The sequence below is a fragment of the Arthrobacter saudimassiliensis genome (genome assembly GCF_059090665.1).
In genome coordinates, this window is sequence record NZ_JBNHFX010000005.1 from 143291 (window position 1) to 161299 (window position 18009).

The 18009-nt window shown below is 71.2% G+C and carries 18 protein-coding genes and 1 tRNA gene; 9 read left to right on the forward strand and 10 right to left on the reverse strand.

The window, feature by feature from the left end; genetic code table 11:
• Positions 1-137: 137 nt before the first annotated feature.
• On the forward strand, positions 138-1190 hold the full coding sequence (locus AC5RV6_RS16710; protein ID WP_494008487.1) for an LLM class flavin-dependent oxidoreductase: 1053 nt from the start codon (positions 138-140) through the stop codon (positions 1188-1190).
• A gap of 67 nt (positions 1191-1257) precedes the next feature.
• Here AC5RV6_RS16710 and AC5RV6_RS16715 read toward each other — a convergent pair whose 3' ends face one another.
• From AC5RV6_RS16715 to pxpA, 5 genes are read right to left on the reverse strand one after another with little or no spacing between them, the layout of a single operon-like run.
• Entirely contained in the window at positions 1258-2235 is a 978-nt protein-coding gene (locus tag AC5RV6_RS16715; protein WP_494008488.1) for a 5-oxoprolinase subunit C family protein, read from the reverse strand.
• Positions 2225-3127 (reverse strand): 5-oxoprolinase subunit B family protein, encoded by a 903-nt coding sequence (locus AC5RV6_RS16720; protein ID WP_494008489.1) that lies wholly within the window; start codon positions 3125-3127, stop codon positions 2225-2227. The genes AC5RV6_RS16715 and AC5RV6_RS16720 overlap by 11 nt, the downstream gene beginning before the upstream one ends.
• Complete coding sequence (locus tag AC5RV6_RS16725; RefSeq protein WP_494008490.1) at positions 3124-4479, reverse strand: acetyl-CoA carboxylase biotin carboxylase subunit; 1356 nt, start codon at positions 4477-4479, stop codon at positions 3124-3126. Before AC5RV6_RS16725 ends, AC5RV6_RS16720 begins: the two co-directional genes overlap by 4 nt.
• The gene (locus AC5RV6_RS16730) at positions 4476-4724 is read right to left on the reverse strand and encodes an acetyl-CoA carboxylase (protein WP_494008491.1); all 249 of its coding nucleotides are present in this window, start codon (positions 4722-4724) and stop codon (positions 4476-4478) included. The genes AC5RV6_RS16725 and AC5RV6_RS16730 overlap by 4 nt, the downstream gene beginning before the upstream one ends.
• A 31-nt stretch (positions 4725-4755) precedes the next feature.
• Positions 4756-5520, reverse strand: a complete 765-nt coding sequence (pxpA, locus tag AC5RV6_RS16735) for a 5-oxoprolinase subunit PxpA (protein ID WP_494008492.1) — start codon at positions 5518-5520, stop codon at positions 4756-4758.
• 117 nt (positions 5521-5637) lie between these two features.
• Here pxpA and AC5RV6_RS16740 point away from each other — a divergent pair, with 117 nt between their 5' ends.
• A complete protein-coding gene (locus AC5RV6_RS16740; protein WP_494008493.1) occupies positions 5638-7110 on the forward strand; it encodes a PucR family transcriptional regulator in 1473 nt (490 codons plus the stop codon).
• On the opposite strand, the gene AC5RV6_RS16745 is transcribed toward AC5RV6_RS16740, so the two are convergent.
• Positions 7107-8675, reverse strand: a complete 1569-nt coding sequence (locus AC5RV6_RS16745) for an MFS transporter (RefSeq protein WP_494008494.1) — start codon at positions 8673-8675, stop codon at positions 7107-7109. The two genes, AC5RV6_RS16740 and AC5RV6_RS16745, sit on opposite strands and share 4 nt — an antisense overlap.
• 33 nt (positions 8676-8708) lie before the next feature.
• On the reverse strand, positions 8709-9728 hold the full coding sequence (locus tag AC5RV6_RS16750; RefSeq protein WP_494008495.1) for a CHAD domain-containing protein: 1020 nt from the start codon (positions 9726-9728) through the stop codon (positions 8709-8711).
• Between the two features lie 173 nt (positions 9729-9901).
• Between AC5RV6_RS16750 and AC5RV6_RS16755 the strand changes: the two genes are divergently transcribed.
• The 3 genes from AC5RV6_RS16755 to AC5RV6_RS16765 all read left to right on the forward strand — a co-directional run bounded on the left by AC5RV6_RS16755 (position 9902) and on the right by AC5RV6_RS16765 (position 12344).
• Positions 9902-10879 (forward strand): aldo/keto reductase, encoded by a 978-nt coding sequence (locus tag AC5RV6_RS16755; protein ID WP_494008528.1) that lies wholly within the window; start codon positions 9902-9904, stop codon positions 10877-10879.
• Between the two features lie 122 nt (positions 10880-11001).
• On the forward strand, positions 11002-11373 hold the full coding sequence (locus AC5RV6_RS16760) for a DoxX family protein (protein ID WP_494008496.1): 372 nt from the start codon (positions 11002-11004) through the stop codon (positions 11371-11373).
• A complete protein-coding gene (locus AC5RV6_RS16765) occupies positions 11370-12344 on the forward strand; it encodes a hypothetical protein (protein WP_494008497.1) in 975 nt (324 codons plus the stop codon). The genes AC5RV6_RS16760 and AC5RV6_RS16765 overlap by 4 nt, the downstream gene beginning before the upstream one ends.
• Before the next feature lie 24 nt (positions 12345-12368).
• Here the strand turns inward: AC5RV6_RS16765 and zapE are convergent, their stop codons facing one another.
• Entirely contained in the window at positions 12369-13418 is a 1050-nt protein-coding gene (gene zapE, locus AC5RV6_RS16770; RefSeq protein WP_494008498.1) for a cell division protein ZapE, read from the reverse strand.
• A 175-nt stretch (positions 13419-13593) separates the two neighbouring features.
• Here zapE and AC5RV6_RS16775 point away from each other — a divergent pair, with 175 nt between their 5' ends.
• The 4 genes from AC5RV6_RS16775 to AC5RV6_RS16790 all read left to right on the forward strand — a co-directional run bounded on the left by AC5RV6_RS16775 (position 13594) and on the right by AC5RV6_RS16790 (position 16080).
• Positions 13594-13887: a DUF1540 domain-containing protein gene (locus AC5RV6_RS16775; protein ID WP_494008499.1), complete on the forward strand. Its 294-nt coding sequence runs from the start codon at positions 13594-13596 to the stop codon at positions 13885-13887.
• On the forward strand, positions 13884-14738 hold the full coding sequence (locus AC5RV6_RS16780; protein WP_494008500.1) for an HNH endonuclease: 855 nt from the start codon (positions 13884-13886) through the stop codon (positions 14736-14738). The genes AC5RV6_RS16775 and AC5RV6_RS16780 overlap by 4 nt, the downstream gene beginning before the upstream one ends.
• Positions 14739-14812: 74 nt before the next feature.
• Positions 14813-15658, forward strand: coding sequence for a hypothetical protein (locus AC5RV6_RS16785; RefSeq protein WP_494008501.1), 846 nt, complete (start codon positions 14813-14815; stop codon positions 15656-15658).
• Between the two features lie 38 nt (positions 15659-15696).
• Positions 15697-16080 (forward strand): RNA-binding S4 domain-containing protein, encoded by a 384-nt coding sequence (locus tag AC5RV6_RS16790; RefSeq protein WP_494008502.1) that lies wholly within the window; start codon positions 15697-15699, stop codon positions 16078-16080.
• A 21-nt stretch (positions 16081-16101) separates the two neighbouring features.
• Here the strand turns inward: AC5RV6_RS16790 and scpC are convergent, their stop codons facing one another.
• Together scpC and AC5RV6_RS16800 are read right to left on the reverse strand one after the other, a co-directional pair.
• Positions 16102-17628 carry a succinyl-CoA:acetate CoA-transferase ScpC gene (gene scpC, locus AC5RV6_RS16795; RefSeq protein WP_494008503.1) on the reverse strand — a complete coding sequence of 509 codons (1527 nt, stop codon included), beginning with the start codon at positions 17626-17628 and terminating at the stop codon, positions 16102-16104.
• A 135-nt stretch (positions 17629-17763) separates the two neighbouring features.
• A tRNA-Lys gene (locus AC5RV6_RS16800) sits at positions 17764-17837 on the reverse strand.
• Positions 17838-18009 lie beyond the last annotated feature (172 nt).

Genomic DNA, 18009 nt, shown 5'->3' on the forward strand with positions numbered 1-18009 from the left:
CCCCTGCCGTCCGCCCGCCGTCCGGGGCTGCCGCGGATCGGATTCAAGTCTATCCCCCGGCCGCCGGCGGGATCGCCACGCCTGACCGTCCGGCGTGCATAGAATATGCATACGCATACAAATTGGAGGCTGGAACCATGGCTCGGCTGGAACTGGGACTGGACACGTTCGGAGATGTGACGGAAGGGCCCGACGGGCGCCCGCTGGGGCAGCCGGAGGTGATCCGCAACGTTGTGGAGGAGGCCGTTCTCGCCGATACCCTCGGCCTCGACTTCTTCGGGCTGGGCGAACACCACCGCGAGGACTACGCCGTGTCCGCCCCCGACGTCGTGCTGGCCGCCGTGGCGGCCAAGACCACACGGCTGCGGCTCGGCTCCGCGGTGACCGTGCTGAGCTCGGATGATCCGGTACGCGTCTACCAGCGCTTCGCGACCCTGGACGCCCTGTCCGGCGGCCGGGCCGAAGTGATCCTGGGGCGCGGGTCCTTCACCGAATCGTTCCCCCTGTTCGGCTACGACCTGGCCGACTACGAGGCCCTGTTCGAGGAAAAGCTGGACCTGTTCCTGCGGCTGCGCCGGGAGGAACCGGTCACCTGGGAGGGCCGGCTGCGGCCGGGCCTGCACGGAGCCCGCGTCTTTCCGCCCACCGCGTCCGGACAGCTGCCGACCTGGATCGCCGTCGGCGGCACCCCGCAGTCGGTGGTGCGCGCCGCGCACTACGGACTGCCCCTGATGCTGGCCATCATCGGCGGGCAGCCGGCCCGGTTTGCCCCCTACGTGGATCTCTACGATCGGGCCCTGGCCCAGTTCAACCAGCCCGCGCTGCCGGTGGGGGCGCACTCCCCCGGCTACATCGCCGACACGGACGAGCGGGCGCTGGAGGAGGCCTGGCCGCACTACGCCGAGATGCAGGGGCGGATCGGCCGCGAGCGCGGCTGGCCGCCGCTGACGAGGGCGGCGTACGAGGCGGATGCGGGGCCCGACGGCGCCCTGTTCATCGGTTCGCCCGAAACGGTGGCGGAAAAGATCGTCCGCACCGCACGCACCCTGCGTCTGTCCCGCTTCGACCTCAAGTACAGCCTGGGAACGCTGCCCCACGAGCAGCTGATGAGCTGTATTGAGCTGTACGGCTCGGTGGTGGCTCCGCGGGTGCGCCGCGAACTGGCGGACGACGGCGAGGGCGCCGCCTGAGCCGAACGGCCCCGCCGAACCGCTCCATGCGGTTTCAGCGGGGCCGTTTCGGTGTTGCCCGGCCGCGCTAGAGACCGGCGAGGGAAGCGGCGGCGGCCTCCAGCAGGTCCCGGCGCTCACGCCGGGCGGCAAGGGCCTGCTCCTGGGTGACCTCCCGGAACCGGGTCGTGGTGCCCGGGGCCGCGCGGGCCACCAGGTCCATGTCCGCGCTGATGACGGTGGCCACCATGGCGTACCCGCCGCCGGAGACCGCGTCGCGGTGCAGGATGATCGGCTGCGTGCCGCCGGGAATCTGGATCGAGCCGACCGCGTATCCGGCGTCCACGATGTTGGAGGGATCCGACCCGGCTCCGAACGGCTGCTCGCGCTCCGTCCACTGCACTCCCGGCCCGGAGTACCGCAGCCCCATCCGGTCTGCGACCGGGGTCAGCGTCCACTCCGCGGAGAACAGCTGCTCCCGGCCCTCGGCGGTCAGCCGGTGGTCGTAGAGTCCCGGAACCACCCGCACCTCCTGGGCCTTGCTGAAGGCGGGCCGGTACTGCTCGGCCAGGCTCGCAGCCGCGGGAAGGTCACGGTCCGGCTCCCCCACCGGCAGGAGATCGCCGGCTTCGAGCTTGCGGCCGTGGTGGCCCCCGATGCCGCCGAGGACGTAGGTTGACCGACTCCCCAGCACCTTCGGGGTGTCCACGCCGCCGCGTACGGCGATGTAGTACCTCGTGCCGCCGCTGATCATGCCGAAGGACAGCTCGTCACCGGCCTGGAGCTGCAGCCGGGTCCACTGCGGGGCCGGTTCTCCGTTGATCTTCACCGGAGCCGGTGCCCCGGTGACGGCGATGACGGCGGGAGCATCGGTGACCAGCACCGGCCCGGTGTAGGTGCACTCAAGCACCGCCGCCTCGGGATCGTTGCCGACCAGGGCGTTCGCCAGATCTGCGGAGTACTGGTCCAGGCACCCGCCCTGCGGAATGCCCACGTTGAAGTACCCTGTCCGCCCGCGGTCCTGGACCGTCGTCGACAGGCCGGGGACCTTGATCTCAAATCCCATTGAGCTTCTCCATGATCGTGCGGTTGTAGCTGCGGGGGTCGGCGAGCGCCCGGTCCAGCTCGAAGGTGACCGGAGCCTGCCGGTAGCGGAAGGTTCCGTCGGCGACCTGCGCCTGGATGGAGCGGTATTCCGCCTCATCGACCGGCCTGAACTTCACGATGTCGCCGGGACGGAAGAACACCATGAACTCCTCGAAGTCCGCCAGGGACTGCGCGGGGTCGAAGATGGGCGCCGCCGCGACGCCAAACATCTGGTACCCGCCGGCTCCGCGGACCGAGTAGATGCAGCCGAAGCAGCCGCCGTGGCCCACAGTCAGCGGAGGCGTGTCCGTCCTGGGGCTGAGGTACTTCGGCACTTCCAGCTGCTCCTCCCGTTCCACCAGCTGGAACATGAACGGCAGCCCGGCCACGAACCCGACCATGGACACGATCCACGGCTCCGTGTGGTGCCGGCGGATGAACTCGTCCGGACCGGCCAGTCCGTTGACCGCCGCCGCGTACTCCAGGTCCGTACCGGACGGGTCCTGGTGGAATCCTTCGCGGAAGCGCTGCTGCACCTCGGAGGTGAACGGGTCGTCGTACCAGACGGGGATCTCCACGATCCGGGTTTCCAGGACCGGGGTCGGCCCGCTGGCGAGGGACGCTTCGAGGTCCCGGACCGCCCGTTCGAGGTCGGCGGGGAGCAGGATGTCCGGGTCAAAGCGGATCAGCAGGGAGGCGTTGGCCGGGCAGATGTCGATGATGCCGGCGGGAGCGTCGTCGGCGAGTGCCCGCGCCAGGGCCATCGCCTTGAAGTTCGCCTCCAGGCTCATGGCTTCCGCTATCTCGACGAAGAGGGTTTCGTCAGCCCCCCAGGTGTACCGCGACGTGGATGCGGTGGATGTGCTGCTCACAGTCCCTCCAGGATGGCCGGTGTCCGTTCGATGTACTTGGTGTGGTGGGCGGCGGCGGCGAACTCCGGTGCGCCGAGCAGCCTGAGGTGCAGCGGGATGGTGGTGCTCACGCCCTCCACCACCGCTTCGCCCAGCGCCTTGGACATGGCGGAGACGGCGCCCGCGCGGTCCTGTCCGTGGACAATGACCTTGGCGATGAGCGAGTCGTAGTAGGGCGGGATGACCGATCCCTCGCCGAAGCCTGAATCGATCCGGACGCCGTCGCCTTCCGGCCACTGCAGGGCGGCCACGGTTCCGGGGCTGGGCATGAAGTTCCGTGCGGGATCCTCGGCGTTGATCCGGCATTCGATGGCATGGCCGCTGAATTCCAGCTCGTCCTGGCGGAAGGAGATGCCGCCGCCGGAAGCGATCGCCAGCTGCTCACGGACCAGGTCGATTCCGGTGATCTCCTCGGTGATCGGGTGTTCGACCTGGAGCCGGGTGTTCATCTCGATGAACGCGGCTTCCTCCCGTACCGGGTCGTAGAGGAACTCCACCGTCCCGGCCCCCAGGTAGCCGCAGCTGGCGGCGAGCCGGACCGAGCTGGTGCGGATGGTCTCCCGCACGTGGTCGGGAAGGTTGGGCGCGGGCGCCTCTTCCAGCACCTTCTGGGACCGGCGCTGCATGGAGCAGTCCCGATCGCCCAGATGCACGTAGTCCGTGCCGTCTCCCAGGACCTGCACCTCGATGTGGCGGGCCGCTTCGATGAACTGTTCGAGATAGACCGCAGGGTCGCCGAAGATGGCTGCCGCTTCGCCGCGGGCGGCCTCGATGGTGGTGAGCAGGTCCGCTTCATCGGTGACCAGCCTGATGCCGCGGCCCCCGCCGCCGGCGGAAGCCTTCACGACCAGGGGGTAGCCGATGGTCCGGGCCGCGGCGACCGCGTCCTCGTCCGGCCGGAGCGGCCCGTTGGTCCCGGCGATGACGGGCACGCCGGCGGCTTCGGCCGCTTCCCGGGCGCGGGCCTTGTTGCCCATCAGCTCAATCGCTTCGGGCGAGGGTCCCACCCAGGTCAGTCCGGCGTCGAGGACCCGGCGGGCAAAGCCCGCGTTCTCGGAGAGGAAGCCGTAGCCGGGGTGCACGGCATCCGCGCCCGAGGAGGCGGCGGCGTCGAGGATCGCATCCTGGTTGAGGTAGCTCGCGCCGGCGGGCGGCGGGCCAAGCACCACGACGGTGTCGGCGGCCCGGGCCCAGAGCGAGTCCGTGTCGGCCTCGCTCACCACCGCGACGGTGGCGATATTCATTTCCGACGCGGTTCGCATGATCCGGACGGCTATTTCTCCGCGGTTGGCGACGAGGAGCCGGCTGATCATGCGGCGGGCCCCTCGACGACCGTCACCAGGACGTCTCCGGGGTTGACCATGGCCCCGTCCTCGACGCCGAAGGACTTGACCGTCCCGCTGACCTCGGCCTGGATCTCGGTGAACTGCTTCATGATCTCCACGATGCCGATCACCTGGCCGGCCTCGACGGCGTCGCCCTCGTTGATGAACGGAGGCTTGTCGGGGCCGGGCCGGCGGTAGAAGACTCCGGGAATCGGGGACTGGATATCTGCCATGGGGGTGGTGCCTTTCTTCGATGGAGCAGGGTCAGGAACGGGGGGCGGCTTCGTCGACGGCGCGTCGGACGGCGGCGGCGACGGCGACGGCCGTGGATGCGTCCGAATGCACGCAGACGCTCTGGAAGTCGATGTCCAGAGGCGTGCCGTCGACCGCCTGCACGGGCTCTCCGCGGAGCGCCCCGGCGACGCGGGCGTAGGCCTGCTGCGGGTCGGCCGGTTCCGGCCGGCGCTGGATCAGCAGCTCGCCGGCGGGGCCGTAGTTCAGGTCGACGTAGAGTTCAGCCACGAAGGGGACGCCAAGCCGCCGGCAGACGGCTTCATGGGCGGTGCCGGCGAGGCCGTAAAAGGGGACTCCGAACTGCTTCGCCACCCCGGCGGCTGCCTCCATCAGCTCCTCGTCGGCGGAGAGCATGCCGAACAGTGCCCCGTGCGGCTTGATGTGGTTCAGGCTCAGCCCGTGCTTGTCGAGGAACCCGGTCAGCGCCGCGGTCTGGTAGATCATCATCGATTCCACTTCTTCGGGCTGCAGCACCATGCGGCGTCGGCCGAAGCCGGTGAGGTCGGGCAGCCCGGGATGCGCCCCGACCGCCACGCCGTGGTCGGCGGCGAGCGCCACGGTGTGGTCCATGACCGCCGGGTCGCCGGCGTGGAAGCCGCAGGCGAGGTTGGCAACGTCGATGATCTCCATGAGGGCCTCGTCGTTGCCGAACGCGTGCAGGCCAAGCCCCTCCCCCATATCGGAGTTGATGAGGACGTTCGGCGCGGGCGTGGGTTCTGTCTCCGGACTCAGCATGGTGAAACCATATGGCTCCCGCCCCGGCCGCAATATTGTGCAGCCTGCAGAAGCTGTCCAATAGTGTGGTGCACTCTGCACAAAAAGCATGCGGACTGCTAGGAGGACCGAGGGCCGATGCGTGTCGAAGAGCTGGCCTCCGACCCCGAGCTGGGCATGACCCTGAAAGCCGGTCTGGGATCGCCGCGCCTTGGCCGTTCCATCACGTGGTGCGCGCCGACCGAGCATATGGATCCCACGCCCTTCCTGAGCGTCAACGCCCTGGTCCTGACGCAGGGCATGGGGTTGAACATCCGCGATTACCGCACCTGGGCGGCCTACGTCGAGCGGCTGGCCGCGGTCCCCATCGCGGCGCTGGTCTTCGGGCTGGGCGCCGCGCACCGGCAGATGCCGGAGGGCCTGGTCAAGGCCTGCACCGAACACGACCTGCCGCTGCTGGAACTGTGCGCCGACGTTCCATTTGTGGTGGTCATGCGGCGGGTCGAGGAGCGCCTTGGGGCGGAGCGGTTCAACGAGCTGCGCTCGGGCTGGGAGCTTGCGGACACCTGCGCCCGGCTGGCCAGCGGCGGCGCGTCCCTGGCCGATGTCCTGGCTGAGGTGGCCGGGACCGTGGGCGGACGGGCGAGCATCACCGACAGCGCCGGATATGAGCTGGTGGCGGCCGGCGAGCGCGGCGGCCGCGGACGGACGGCGCTGCGGATGCCGAGCACCGAAACGGAACGCTTCCAGCTGCGGATCGAAGGCGTGGATACGTCCATGCTGCTGCAGCCCCTGCTGGGACCGGTGGCCGGGGTCCTCGCCATGCAGCTGAGCTATACCCTCAGCTCGCGGTCGGCCCTGCATTCCTCCGACGCCCTCCGTTGGTTCGAACTGCTGCTCGAGGCGTCGCCGCAGAACCGCGGCGAGGTGCGGGAGCGGGCGGCAGGGCTGGGGTTCGACGTCGATGCGCCGTGGCAGTGCGTCCAGGTCTCGGCACCGGAGGGCACGGCCTGGGCCAAGCTTCGGTCAGTGGCCTGGCGCATCCGCACCGCCCTGGACGCCCCCGGCCGGCCTGTCCGCTTCATGGAGGAGGAAGGCCGCACGACCATGGTGCTGCAGCATGCACAGCTGCAGCAGCCCCGGGCCCTGGCGAAGCTGCTGACCGGCTGTGCCCGGGACGTCCCCGAGTTCTCAATCTGCGTTGCCGCAGGCGAGGACCTGGAGGATCTTCCCCTCACCCTGCTGCTGTTGCGACGCTCCCAGTCCGGCCCCGGAGTGCACTGTGCCGGGCAGGCGGACCTGCAAAGCATTGTCCAGGGCCTGCCGGCGGCCGGGCTGGAGTCCCTGGCCCGGCGGCTGCTGGGGGATGTGCTCCTGCCCTCCAACGCAGCCCTGCTGCAGACGCTGCATTCCTACCTCAGGAACAGCGGCAACACGGGACGGACCTGCGGTGAGCTGTTTATTCACCGCAACACCCTCGCTTACCGGCTGCGCCGGCTGGGGGAGATGCTGGAGGTGGATCTGGAGGACGGAGAGGTCCGGGCCACGTGCCTGCTCGCCCTGTCGGTGCTGGGAGTCACCGCAGGGCCGCCGCCGGGGGTGCGGACTTAACCCGGGTTCGCCGGCAGGAACCACCGGATCCGCGGTGGTTCCGTCAGGTGCTGCTCCGCGTCCTGGATCAATGCCCGGTCCTCACCGGTGATCCGCTGGTGCTCCTGGCGCAGGTACTCCCGCCATGTGGGCACCTCGTAGATCTCCCGGAACTGTTCCTCGTCCGTCACGGAATGCACCAGCTCCCACGCGGTCGCCCCGGTGCGGAGGCGGACCAGCCGAACCTCCTGCATGGCCTCGGTGAAGGCCTCCAGCTCCCCCTCCGCCACCTCGTAGGCCACCAGGAGGGTCACCGGCCCGGCGTCCGGCCGGGGAGCGGCGTCGTCATCGAGGTGCAGGTCGATCTCCGGCTCCGGCACCGAGCGGTCCAGCCGCCCCGTGCCGGGCAGCAGCGGCAGCACCAGGACGCTCGCTCCGGCCAGGAGCAGGAGGACGGCCGTGAAGGTCAGCACGCCGGAATACCCGTAGCGCGTGGCCGCGGATCCCCAGAACAGGGCCCCCAGGCCCTGGCTGCCGCTGTTGACCATGAGATAGACGGCCAGCCCGCGGGCCCGCACCCACTCCGGAAGGGTCAGCTGCATCGCGGCGTTGAGGATGGAGAAAGTACTGATCCAGGCCAGCCCGCCGACGAGCAGCAGGATGCCCAGGGGCACCGCGGGCAGGTGGCCGGCTCCCCACGCGGCGGCTCCGAACACCGCGGCCGCCGCTCCGAGGACCAGGCTGTCCGGCAGCTTCCGGATCCTTGGCAGCAGCACCACCCCCGCCACCGCGCCGGCTCCCAGGCAACCCAGCAGCAGCCCGTAGCCGGTGGACCCGAGCCCCAGGTGGCCGTCCACCGCCACCGGCAGCAACGCATACAGCGAACAGGCCGGCACCATGAACAGGACCACCCGCAGCAGGATCCGCCGGATGCGGGGAGCTGCGCGGATGTACCGCAGCCCTGCAGCGAACGCTTCACCGAGCCGCTCACGCTCCTCCTCCAGGGGCGGGGACCGCCAGACGTAGATCGCTGCGGCGGTGCCGACGAATGACAGCGTGTTGAGCCCGAAGACGAAGGCGGGGCCGGCCAGGGACACCAGGACGCCGGCGACCGCCGGTCCCACCGCCCGCGCCGCGTTCATCGCCGCGCTGCCCAGCGCCGAAGCTGCCTGGATCTCGCGCCGCGGCACGAGCGAGGGGATGATGGCCTGCCACGCCGGTGAGCTGATGGCCATGCCGCAGCCGATGAGGAACGTGTAGAGCAGCAGGCTGTCCGGTTCCATCCGTCCGACGGCGGTCAGGACGGCCAGGGTGCCGGCGGCGGCCGCGGCGAACAGGTTGGCGCCGAGGACCAGCAGCCGCCGGTCGAACGCGTCCGCCAGGACGCCGGCCACCAGGCCGAGCAGCAGCGCGGGGAGCAGGTTCGCGGTCTGGACCAGGGAGATCAGGGCGGGATTGGCTCCGGATTCGACCAGGAACCACTGGGCACCCACGGTCTGCATCCAGGTTCCGATGTTCGAGCCCAGCTGTGCGAGCCAGAGAACCAGGAACATCCGCCGCCGCAGCGGCGCCCAGGGTGACTCCATCTCCGATGCTCCCTCCGGAGGGCGGAAGGCGGCTCAGCGGACCTTGGGGAAACCGGCCCAGGCTGCCTCGAACTGCTGCCGGGCCGCGGCGGCCCGCTGCTGCTCAATGGCGTGCAGCCGGCCGAAGGTGAAGGCGTTGACCCCGCTGCGGGCGCCGGATGCGCCGAAGGTGCGCAGGTACCCTGCCGCGACCACCGCGTCCTGGTGCTCGCCGAGGATCTTCTGCAGCCGTTCGGCGGCGGCAGCCACTTTGCCGGCCGGCCCGGGTTCGGCGCCGGCCCACACCTCCGCCGAATAGCGCAGCCGCTTGGCCGCCTTGCGGGCGGTGTGCAGTGCCTCCTCCCCGGCTGCGTCGCCGTTTCCGCCGTCCGTTCCGATGTCGTTCCCGGCTCCGGTCGGTGCCGCCGCCAGGGCCGCCCTGACGTGGCGCTTCAGCCGGCGGCGCTGCCGGCGCACGACGTCGCGGCCGCCTCTGCCGGCAGGATCGGCGGCGGCTGCCTGCCGCTGCGGTCCGCGCATCAGGTTCTCCAGGTCCTGCAGCAGCTGCCCGTACCGCTGCCCGGCGAGCAGCTCCAGCAGCTGCGCCCTGGCCGCTGCCTGCTCGGCCAGCAGCTCCTCGTCAATCCGGCGGGCGGTGCCGCCCATCACCAGCTCGGGCGCCTGGGACGAGAGCAGCGCCTGGAACCGGCCGTGCATGACCTGCGGATCGCGTACCTGTCCCAGCGCGCCGGCTATCCAGCGCAGCTCACCGCGCAGCCCCAGCGCGGGCTGCTCCGCCAGGACGGGGCCGTAGCTGGCCAGCGCCGACCGCATCCGCCGGGTGGCGACGCGCATCTTGTGGACGGCGTCGTCCTCCCCCGCCCTCACCCGGGGATCCTGGCTGAGCAGCTCCAAGTACTGCCGGCGCAGATAGTCGAGCAGCAGGTCGCCGAGCCGGCGCGGCGGCCCGTCCACAGGCGGCAGGGCGGCGGCGCGTGCGGCCAGAACCTCGACGGCGGGAGCGGGGTGGATCTCCGGAAGGGGGCCGGCGTCGGCGCGGGGAGCGGAAACCATGGCTCAGTATAGGGCGGCGGATCGCGGCGGCGGCAGGACCCGGCGGCAGGTCCGCCGCTCAGCCGCTGATCTGCTGTCCCGCCCTGTTCGCCCGGCGTCCGCCGGGGGTAGCATCGGCCCGTCCGCCGCCGTCGACGCCGGCCCGCTGCCGGGGAAGGACCGCTGTGACCGCGATGCAGTATGTGAAGCTCGGCGCTTCAGGCGCCGCCGTCTCCGCCCTGGGCCTTGGCTGTCTCAGCTTCGGGGATCCGGACCGGGGCAGCCATTCCTGGACGCTGCGGGAGGAGGCCGCCCAGGCCGTCATCCGCGCCGCGCTGGAGGCCGGAATTACCTTCTTCGACACCGCGAATGTCTACTCCGCCGGCGACAGCGAACGCATCCTGGGCACCGTGCTGAACCGCCATGCCCGCCGGGAAGAGGTCGTAGTCGCCACCAAGGTGCACGGTGAGATGGGCCCCGGGCCCAACGGCTGGGGCCTGTCCCGCAAGCACATCCGCTGGCAGGTGGAACAGAGCCTGAAGCGGCTGGGCACCGACTACATCGACCTGTATCAGGTCCACCGATGGGACGACACCACGCCGCTGGAGGAAACCCTGGAGGCCCTCGATTCGCTGGTCCGGGACGGGCTGGTCCTCTATCTGGGCGCCTCGAGCATGCAGGCGTGGCAGTTCGGCAAGGCCCTGTCCCTGCAGCGCCGGCACGGGTGGGCTCCGTTCGTCACCATGCAGGGCCACTACAACCTCATCTACCGCGAAGAGGAACGGGAGATGTTCCCGCTCCTGGCCGACGCCGGCGTCGGCGCCCTGCCTTACTGCACGCTGGCCTGCGGCCGTCTGGCCCGTGGCCCGGACGCCGATACGCCGCGGCGGCGCCGGGACGAGCGGGCGGAGGCGCTGTACCGGCAGGCCGGGGCGGCGGACCGACGCATCGGTGAGGCAGCCGCCGAGGTCGCTGCCGAGATCGGCGCGTCCCGGGCCCAGGTGGCCCTGGCCTGGGTCCTGGCCAACCCCCTGGTCACCGCCCCGCTGCTCGGGGTGACTTCCGTGGCCCAGCTGACCGAGGACCTCGGCGCCCTGGACGTTGTGCTGGATGTGGACCAGATGCGCCGGCTCGGGGAAGGCTACGTGCCGCACGCCGTCGTCGGGCTGTGACCGGGACCGGTGCCGGGCCGGCGGCCGTGCGGGCGGTAGGGTGGAATCTTCTTGCCCCGGCGCCGTCGGCGGGGCGATGCTTAGCGGTGATCCGTTCCCGCTGACCCGTCTGAAAGGTGCCGATGACCGTCCTTGTGCTGTGGCTGCTGCAGCTGGTGCTGGCCATCCTGTTCGCGGGACTCGGCCTCATGAAACTGATCCAGCCCTATCGGCGGCTGACCCGCAGTCTGCGCTGGCCGGAGGATTTCACTCCCGCCACGGTCAAGGTGATCGGCGGGGCGGAGCTGCTGGGCGCCGTCGGGCTGATCCTTCCGGTGGCAGTGGACCGGTTCGAGATCCTCACCCCGGTGGCGGCCCTGGCCCTGGCCGTGCTGATGGCGCTCGCCATCAGGGTGCATGTGCGCCGGCGCGAAAGGAACATGGTCACCCTGCCGGCCATCCTGCTGGGCCTGAACCTGCTGGTTGCCGCCGGGCGGTTCGCGGAGTTCCTGTGAGCAGCACGGCCCCGGATCCGGCTGCCGGCGGCGCCCTGGCCGAAGCGGTGGCCGAACTCTACGGACTGCTTCCGGGCGAATTCACGGCCGCGCGCAACGCGAGGGCGGCCGCGGCGGGCCGGAACGGGGACAAGGACCTCGCGGCGCGCATCAAGGCACTGCCCAAACCCTCCGCCGCCGCGTGGCTGGTCAACATGCTCACCCGGCACCGGCGGGAGGAGATGGATTCCGTGCTCGAGCTGGGGGCCGCCCTGCGCGAGGCCCAGGAGGACCTGGACCCGCGCGAGATGCGGCGGCTCAGCACCGAGCGCCAGCGGCTGCTGCGGGCAATGGCCCGCGACGGGCAGCAGCTGGCCGCCGAGCTGGGCCTGCAGGTCAGCAACACCGTGGCCGGGGAGGCGGAGCAGACGCTGTGGGCGGCCATGACGGACGCCGACGCCGCCGCCGTGGTGTCGTCGGGCCAGCTGGTCCGGCCCCTGACTGCCAGCGGCTGGGGCAGCGTGGACCTTGACGGCGCCGTGGCCGTGCCTGACCTGGTACAGGCCGCCGGCGCCCCGGCCGGAAAGCCGCCCCGCACCGCCGCGCCCAAGCGCCCGTCACGGCAGGAGAAGGCGAGCGCCCGAAGCGCCGAGGACAAGCGCCGGCGGGCCGAGCAGGCCCGCGCCCTGCGCACGGCGAAGGCCGAGCTGGCGGAGGCGGAGCAGCAGGCCGGCCGCGCGGAGGAGGAGTTCTCGTCTCTGCAGGCCGAGGTGGACGCGTTGAGCGCGGAGCGCGACGCCGTGTCCGATGACCTGGAGGATCTGAGGGAGCAGCTGCGCCGGCTGGAGCAGGAGCTCGCCGGCCTCGACCGCCGCGCCGGCACCCTCGACCGACGGCGGGACACGGCGCGGCGGGCGGCCAGGGCGGCCGCCCGGGCGGCGGAGCGTGCCAGGCGCCGCGTCGAGGAGCTCGACGACGGGGCGGACGGCTAGCGCGCCGGCTTCGCACCGCCCCCGTCAGGCCCGCATGGCCTCCACCGGCTGCCGCAGCGCGGCCAGCCGGCTGCGGATCCGGGCCAGGTCGGTGGGATGCGCGGCGCCCGGCGCGTCCTCGCCCAGGTCGGGCAGGCCCAGCAGGTCCAGCCGGCAGCCGGCGTCGTAGAGCACATCCACCAGGTTGCCGAAGCGCTTCCACCCGTCGGGGTTGTCGGTGCGGGCCGAGGGAACGTCGTCGAGCACCCAGTGCCGGTACTGCCCCGCCAGCAGCAGGTAGTCCGAGGGCGCCGACGGGGCCAGGCAGAGGTCCTCAAAGCTGAACCACAGCTGCTCCCCGGCGCGCTGCGCTTCGAGGGCCCGGGTGCCGGGGCGCAGCGTGGCACGCTCCGCAGCCGACGGCCGTGCCAGCCCGGCCGCCCGCAGCGCTTCGGCGTCCGGCTCGGGCAGGTGCCATCCGGCGGCGAAGCCGGTCCGATGCGTGGCCGGCAGGGTGCGGTAGTCCGTGCCCTCGTCGAGCTCCACGACCTCCAGCTCCGCGGTCAGCGCCCGGATCGCAGGCTCCATCAGGTGGTGGAACAGCGGATCCGGAAGCAGGTCCTGCGGCGGATAGTTGGAGGTTGCGAGCAGGGTGATCCGCCGGGCCCGCAGCTGCTCCAGCAGCCGGGTTACGAACATGCCGTCCGCGGGATCGCCCACATGGAACTCATCGAAGCACAGCACCCGGGCCTCCCCGAGCAGCTGGTCGAGGGCCTCTGCGAACGCAGAACGCTCCGCCATCGGTCCGGCAGCGGCCCGGGCGGCAAACACCTTGGCATGCAGGTCCCGGAAAAAGGCGTGGAAGTGGACGCGCCGTGCCTTCGGGCCGGCACCCGCCTCCGCCGCCGCCTCAATGACGGCCGCAGCCAGCCAGCTCTTGCCCCGGCCCGGCGGGCCCCAGACGTACAGGCCCCTCCCGCCCGGCGCCACGGCGCCGAGCATCCGGTCAAGCAGGCGGAGCTGGCCGCCGTCGAGCACGAGGCCCTCGCGCCCGGCCCGCTCGAGGATCATCCGCCGCAGCTGTTCTGTCACCATGTTCCCGTTCTAGCCCGCCCCGGGTCTCCCGGCCAAAGCGGGCGGATGCGCGAGCGGCCAATACGCACCGCAAATTCGACCTATTTAATGCGTGCCCCCGGTGGTAGCTTGGCCGAAGGGGACCTTGGAACCGGGGACCAGCGCCGGCTCCACCACCGCGGATCCGGGAGGACTCATGACCAACCATCTCGCCAATGTCAGCACCTGCGCGGTGCATGACTGTTCCTTCAACGACCATGACGACTGCACGGCGTACGCCATTACGGTCAGCGGCGCAAAGGACCATGCAAGCTGCGCCACCTTCATCGACACCTCCCAGACCGGGGGGCTGCCCAAGGTCCTCGCCCACGTGGGTGCCTGCCAGCGTTCCGAATGCCGGTTCAACAACCACCTGATGTGCGATGCCCAGGGCGTCCGCGTGGGCCCCGGCGCGGAAAAGGCGGACTGCCTGACCTACCAGCCCCGGTGAGCCCCGCACCTCCCGACGCCGTCCTGCTCGCCTGGGATCCCGAGCTGCATGACAGGTGGGCCGGCGGGCACCGGACGGCAGCCGAAGCCGCTGCTGTCCGCGGGCGGGCACTGGGGTACTGGCCGGTGGGGCGGCGGCGCAACCTGCCGCCCGGAACGGAGGCCTGGTTCCTGATCCGCGGCTCCCGCCCGGGTGTCGTCGGCCACGGCGCCACCCTTGCGGCGCCGGCGGTGGATGAGGCCGGGCAGTGGTTCGTCACGGTCACCGCCGACGCCCTGCTCCCGGCCGGGGATCAGCTGCCGCTGGAGCAGGTGCTTCGGGAAACGGGGTGGCAGCAGCCTCCCCCCTCGGGCGCAGCGGTCCAGGCAGCCGACGCCGCCGTCCTGAGACGCCTGTGGCAGGCCCACCTGCCGTCCCGGCTGCTGCCGGATCCGCTCCTCGCCGCCCCGGGAAGCCTCCCGCCCGCCTCACTGCGCCACGCGGCGGTGGACCGCTGGGAACACGATCCTCAGCTGCGGCGGCTCTGCCTCGGTTACCACGGCACCGGCTGCGCCGCGTGCGGGTTTTCCTTTGAGTCGACCTACGGGCCGGTGGCCGGCGGCTACATCCAGGTCCATCGCCTCGATCCCGGCGACGGGGCGCCGGATCCGGTTTCCGGCCTCATTCCCCTGTGCCCTAACTGCCATGCCGTGGCCCATCTGGCCGGCCCGGATGCGCTGAGCCCGGCTGAGCTGCGCCGGCTGATCGCCGAGCACGGGCATCTGCCGGGCCAGGTGCTCGATGACGGGCAGCTGGCGGCCCGCGAGTTCGCCGGCAGGCTGCTGCAGGCGGACGGGGACGCAGCGCCGTAACACGGGGCCGGGTGTGAAAGACTTCCTCCCGTTGCCCGGCGCTGCGCCGGCGGGGTGGAAAGGAACGTTCTGCGGTGGCGTCGCTCGATTTTTGGCTGGTTCTGCAGACCTTCGCACTGGTGACGGCGGGATTCGGCATCTGGATCCTGGGGCGGGCCTGCTGGGAATACGCCGGGGTCCCCGCCGTGCAGGACGCCTACCTGGAGCTGGCGGACGCCCGGCTGCGGGAACTGGAACCGGCGGCGGCGCCCGTCCCGGCCGGGGCCCGCGGTGCAGGGGCCTGGGCAGCGGGCCCGTTCAGCGTGCAGGCCTCCCCGACCGACCGTTCCCCGGCTGCCGGCTTCGCCCGGCGGCTGCGCAACGCGTTGGGCTCCCGCCCTTCGGAGCAGGAGCGGGCGGCGTCGCAGGCCGCGCTGCTCCATCTGCTGGCCCGCCCCCATCTGGCGGTGGATCAGCAGCAGCTCGCAGCCCGGGTGCTGGCACCGCTGACCGGGCCGATATCCGCGGCCGGAAGCGTCCGGGAGCTTGCCGCCACCGGTCGGCTGCGCCGCAGCGCCGTCCTGGGGATGCTCCGCCGGGAAGTGCCCGCCCGGTTCCGGTCCGTCTTCCTCCCCGGCATGGCCCGGTACCTCGATTTCATCGGCCGCGGCAGCTCCCTGGGCCTGGCCGTCGGCGTGCTGCTGGCGGGCGGCATGAACGGCAACGCCGACCTGGTCGGCGCCCTCACCACGGTGTGCGGTGTCGGAGGCGCCATCATCTTCACCCTCACCGTGCTCCGCTGCGAAGCCCGTTCCTGGCCTGCCGGCCGTGCCGGGCTGTGGCTGCGCCTGGCCCGGCGCTTTCCGCAGCTGTTCTTCCTGCTGCGGCTGCTGCTCACCACCGGGGCGCTGCTGCTGGGCCTGTACATCCTCGGCCGATAGCCCGCCGGCCCCGGCAGGCACTAGACTCGGGAGCCACCATGAGCATTCCAGCCCCCACCGCCAAGACAGTCCGCATCGACGCCTGGCTCTGGGCCGTACGGGCCTACAAGACCCGCTCCGCGGCCACGGCGGCCTGCCGTGCCGGGCACATCCGGCTGAACGGCAACCCGGCGAAGGCGGCCCAGCCGGTGCAGCCCGGCGACACGGTGCGGATCCGGCTCCCCGGTCACGAGCGGATCCTCGAGGTGCGTCAGCTGATCAGCAAGCGGGTCGGCGCGGAGCCGGCCTCGCACTGCTTTATTGACCGCACGCCGGCCCGGCCGGCCGCCGACCTGCTGGGCGTTCCGGTGCGTGACCGTGGCACCGGCAGGCCCACGAAGAAGGACCGCAGGGACATGGAACGGCTGCGCGGACGGGGGTAGGCCCCGCCCGCGCAGGGTTGCCTACAGCGAGGCTGCCTGCGGGCGGCTGTCGCCGGTCTCCACAAACCGCTGGTGGAAGGACAGCGCCTCGTTCAGCAGGTGCGGGGTGTGCTTGCCGAAGCTCTCCCGGCAGGCCCGGTCAAAGTAGTCCTCCAGCAGGGGCTGGAAGTCCGGGTGGGCGCACTTGTCGATGACCGTGCGGGCCCGCTGCTTGGGCGAGAGCCCGCGCAGATCCGCCAGGCCCCGCTCAGTGATGACGACCATCGTGTCGTGCTCGGTGTGGTCCACATGCGAGACCATGGGCACGATCGCGGAGATCTTTCCGCCCTTGGCCGTGCTGGGCGACATGAAGGTGGACAGGAAACCGTTCCGGGCGAAGTCGCCGGAGCCGCCGATGCCGTTCATCATCGCCGTGCCCGCCACATGGGTGGAGTTGACGTTGCCGTAGAGATCGGCCTCGATCATGCCGTTCATGGCGATGCAGCCCAGCCGGCGGATCAGCTCGGGGTGGTTGGAGATCTCCTGCGGGCGCAGGATGATCCGTTCCCGGTAGAAGGCAATGTTCCGGTTGAATTCCTCGATGCCGGCCGGGCTGAGCGAGAGGGCGGTGGCGGAGGCCTTCTCCAGCACCCCGTCACGGATCAGGTACAGCATGCCGTCCTGGATGACCTCGGTGAAGGCGGTCAGGCCGCGGTAGCCGCTGTCGGCCAGCCCGGCCAGCACGGCGTTGGCGATGTTCCCGACGCCGGACTGCAGCGGCAGCAGGGACTCCCCCAGCCTGCCGGCTTTGATCTCGTGGCCGAAGAAGTCCACCAGGTTGGCCGCGATCTGCTTGGAGGCCTCGTCCGGGTCGGCGAACGGCGTCAGCCGGTCGGGGGCGTCGGTGACGACGACGGCGGCGACCTTCTCCGGGTCCAGGCGCAGATACGGCTCGCCGATCCGGTCATCGGGTTCGGTCAGCATGATCGGCTTGCGGTGCGGCGGCAGGGCGGTGCCGTAGTAGACGTCGTGCATGCCGTCCATGGCTTCGGACTGCTGCAGGTTGACCTCGAGGATCACCTTGTCGGCCTGCTCCAGCCAGGTCTTGTTGTTGCCGACCGAGGAGGACGGGATCAGGCTGCCGTCCTCGTTGATGCCCACGACCTCCACGACGGCCAGGTCGATGTGTCCGTAGAACCCGAACCAGGTGTGCTGGGCGACGTGGCCCAGATGGATGTCGAGGTACTCCAGTTCGCCGTCGTTGATCCGCCGGCGCATCTCGGGATCGGACTGATAGGGCAGCCGCAGCTCCATGCCCCCGGCCTTGGCCAGCACGCCGTCGAGTTCCGGCGCGGTGGACGCCCCGGTCAGCACCTTGATGCGGAACTCCTCGCCGCGGGAGTGGGCCGCCTCCATCTGCGCGGCGAGCGCCTGCGGCACCGACTTCGGGTACCCGGCGCCGGTGAATCCGCTCATCGCCACCGTCATTCCGGGCTTGATCAGCGATGCGGCCTGGTCGGCCGACATCAGCAGGTTACGGAGTCCGGGGTGGAGAATGCGGTCGTTCATGCTGGCCTTTCACGAGGTGGAACCTCCCCACCCTACCCCGGTGTGAGCGCCGCCTCATAAAGCCGGTGCCGGGGCTGTGCGGCAGGCCGCGTGCCCGGCACCGGACCTCCGCCTCCCCCGACCGGCTCCGCCAGGTGCCCCCAGCAGGGTTCGAACCTGCGACCCACCGATTAAAAGTCGGTTGCTCTGACCAGCTGAGCTATGGGGGCCGGACGGCGTGTTCCGTCCGGTTCCAGTATGCCTCCGCTGCACCGCGGCCCGCCCGCGTCCCGCCGTTCAGGTTGCTTCGCCGGCGTCTTATACGGGAAACCTACCTGCACGGGACACGTGCCCTGTCGACGGCTGCCGCCGACGGGACAGCATGCCATGCGCAGGGGTGGC

Bases quoted from the DNA above. Each gene is read 5' to 3' on its own strand.
- scpC (WP_494008503.1), bottom strand. From the start codon at position 17,628: ATGAACGACCGCATTCTCCACCCCGGACTCCGTAACCTGCTGATGTCG.
- AC5RV6_RS16715 (WP_494008488.1), bottom strand. From the start codon at position 2,235: ATGGGATTTGAGATCAAGGTCCCCGGCCTGTCGACGACGGTCCAGGAC.
- AC5RV6_RS16790 (WP_494008502.1), top strand. From the start codon at position 15,697: ATGAGCATTCCAGCCCCCACCGCCAAGACAGTCCGCATCGACGCCTGG.
- AC5RV6_RS16710 (WP_494008487.1), top strand. From the start codon at position 138: ATGGCTCGGCTGGAACTGGGACTGGACACGTTCGGAGATGTGACGGAA.
- AC5RV6_RS16740 (WP_494008493.1), top strand. From the start codon at position 5,638: ATGCGTGTCGAAGAGCTGGCCTCCGACCCCGAGCTGGGCATGACCCTG.
- AC5RV6_RS16745 (WP_494008494.1), bottom strand. From the start codon at position 8,675: ATGGAGTCACCCTGGGCGCCGCTGCGGCGGCGGATGTTCCTGGTTCTC.
- AC5RV6_RS16730 (WP_494008491.1), bottom strand. From the start codon at position 4,724: ATGGCAGATATCCAGTCCCCGATTCCCGGAGTCTTCTACCGCCGGCCC.
- AC5RV6_RS16755 (WP_494008528.1), top strand. From the start codon at position 9,902: ATGCAGTATGTGAAGCTCGGCGCTTCAGGCGCCGCCGTCTCCGCCCTG.
- pxpA (WP_494008492.1), bottom strand. From the start codon at position 5,520: ATGCTGAGTCCGGAGACAGAACCCACGCCCGCGCCGAACGTCCTCATC.
- zapE (WP_494008498.1), bottom strand. From the start codon at position 13,418: ATGGTGACAGAACAGCTGCGGCGGATGATCCTCGAGCGGGCCGGGCGC.
- AC5RV6_RS16750 (WP_494008495.1), bottom strand. From the start codon at position 9,728: ATGGTTTCCGCTCCCCGCGCCGACGCCGGCCCCCTTCCGGAGATCCAC.
- AC5RV6_RS16775 (WP_494008499.1), top strand. From the start codon at position 13,594: ATGACCAACCATCTCGCCAATGTCAGCACCTGCGCGGTGCATGACTGT.
- AC5RV6_RS16760 (WP_494008496.1), top strand. From the start codon at position 11,002: ATGACCGTCCTTGTGCTGTGGCTGCTGCAGCTGGTGCTGGCCATCCTG.
- AC5RV6_RS16725 (WP_494008490.1), bottom strand. From the start codon at position 4,479: ATGATCAGCCGGCTCCTCGTCGCCAACCGCGGAGAAATAGCCGTCCGG.